Below are 1,592 nucleotides of genomic sequence, written 5' to 3'. Positions count from 1 at the left end.
CACGAGATGCAGCAGCATGTCGAGCCCCGCCGCCGATCCGGCCGACGTAATCACCTGCCCTTCATCGACGTAAAGCGCATCGGGATTCACGTGCAGCGCCGGATAGCGCGCCTGCAGTTTCTCCGCATAGCGCCAGTGGGTCGTCACCGTGAGGCCATCGAGCACGCCGGCCGCCGCCAGCACGAACACGCCCGAGCAGATCGAGCAGAGCCGCGCGCCGCGGCGATGCGCGGCCCGCAGTTTCTTCAGCAACGGCTCCGGCGGCAGTTCGTCCGGATCGCGCCAGCCGGGAATCACGATGGTATCGGCGCGATCGAGCGTCGCGAGCCGATACGGCGCGGCGACCGTGATGCCGCCCGCCGCGCGCACGGGCCCCGGCTCGCTCGCGCAGACCGCGAAGCGATACCAGTCGACCCCGAGCTCGGGGCGTTCGAGGGCAAACAGTTCGACCACGCAGCCGAATTCGAACGTGCAGAGGCGATCGTAGGCGAGCGCGACGACGAGATGATTGTGCATGGCGCGATGTTACCGGAACTTGTCGATCGCGCCACTGCCGCGAAACGTGCCGAACCGCGATACTGCCCCTCATTCCATCGCGTTCCACGCAACCTTCAGGAGAACCTGCCATGTCCTACGTTACCGACGTTCCCGCCGCCGAAAGCCCCGCCGCCCTCGCGCATTTCGAGGCATCGCTGCGCTTCGAGACCGATTGCTGGGACGTGCACGACGCACTCGCCTCGGGTGCGCCCGATTTCGTGCTGCTCGACGTGCGCGGCCCCGACCAGTTCGCCGCCGGCCACGTGCCCGGCGCGCGCAACCTGCCGCGCCGCAAGATCATCGAGAGCAAGCTCGCCGGCCATCCGTCCGGCACGCTGTTCGTCGTCTACTGCGCGGGCCCGCACTGCAACGGCGCCGCGCGTGCGGCAATCCAGCTTGCGCGCCTCGGCCGGCCGGTCAAGCTGATGATCGGCGGCGTGACGGGCTGGCTCGACGAAGGTTTCGCGCTGAGCAACGAAGTGCAGCCGGCGGACGCCGCAGCCGGCTGATCGTCATTAAAAGCGCAACAATCAATTGCCTGTGTACGGCCTGCACGCAAACGAAAAAAGCGCGACAATCAGTCCCATTGCAGTTCGGATGGAGCAGCAACATGCAGAACGCAGTCCTGATTCAAGTGGCCGGCTCGGTGGCCGCGATCGCGATCTATTTTCTGCCGGCGGTCATTGCCGACCGGCGTGGCCGGCACGACAAGCTGACGGTCGCGATGTTCAACGCGCTGTTCGGGTGGACCGGCATCGGCTGGCTGATGACGCTCTACTGGGCCTGCCAGCCGAACCCGCGCACCGATGTCGCGCAGACGATCCTCGCCAAGCGCCGCGGCATCAGCATGCGAACCTTCTCGACCGGTCTCGTCGAGCGCGTGCAGCGCCGTGTAGCCGCCCAGGAGCAATGGGCGGAGAAGCAAGGCTGCCGTTAAGTCCCTCTTTCCCGTTCACCCTGCTGCGTCGAACTTCGGCATCCTGACGTTGGTCGACGCGCGGTAATCCCACCCCAGCCCGTCGTGCGACACCCCGCCGCCCGCCCGCTGCCACGCC

The 1,592-nt window shown here is 67.0% G+C and carries 3 protein-coding genes; 2 read left to right on the top strand and 1 reads right to left on the bottom strand.

Features of this window, described 5'->3' with window-relative positions; all coding sequences use genetic code 11:
* Positions 1 to 516: DJ-1/PfpI family protein (locus JYJ84_RS36275; RefSeq protein WP_205190264.1), on the bottom strand; the 516-nt coding region annotated here is incomplete at its 3' end.
* Between the two features lie 110 nt (positions 517 to 626).
* Between JYJ84_RS36275 and JYJ84_RS36270 the strand changes: the two genes are divergently transcribed.
* Positions 627 to 1,046 (top strand): rhodanese-like domain-containing protein, encoded by a 420-nt coding sequence (locus tag JYJ84_RS36270; protein ID WP_175220101.1) that lies wholly within the window; start codon positions 627 to 629, stop codon positions 1,044 to 1,046.
* Between the two features lie 101 nt (positions 1,047 to 1,147).
* Positions 1,148 to 1,474, top strand: a complete 327-nt coding sequence (locus tag JYJ84_RS36265; protein WP_011354384.1) for a superinfection immunity protein — start codon at positions 1,148 to 1,150, stop codon at positions 1,472 to 1,474.
* Positions 1,475 to 1,592: the final 118 nt, after the last annotated feature.

It is taken from the genome of Burkholderia sp. LMG 13014 (assembly GCF_905232215.1).
Classification (GTDB): Bacteria; Pseudomonadota; Gammaproteobacteria; order Burkholderiales; family Burkholderiaceae; genus Burkholderia.
The sequence above is the reverse complement of the archived record's forward strand: the minus strand, read 5'-3'. Positions and strand labels throughout refer to the sequence as shown.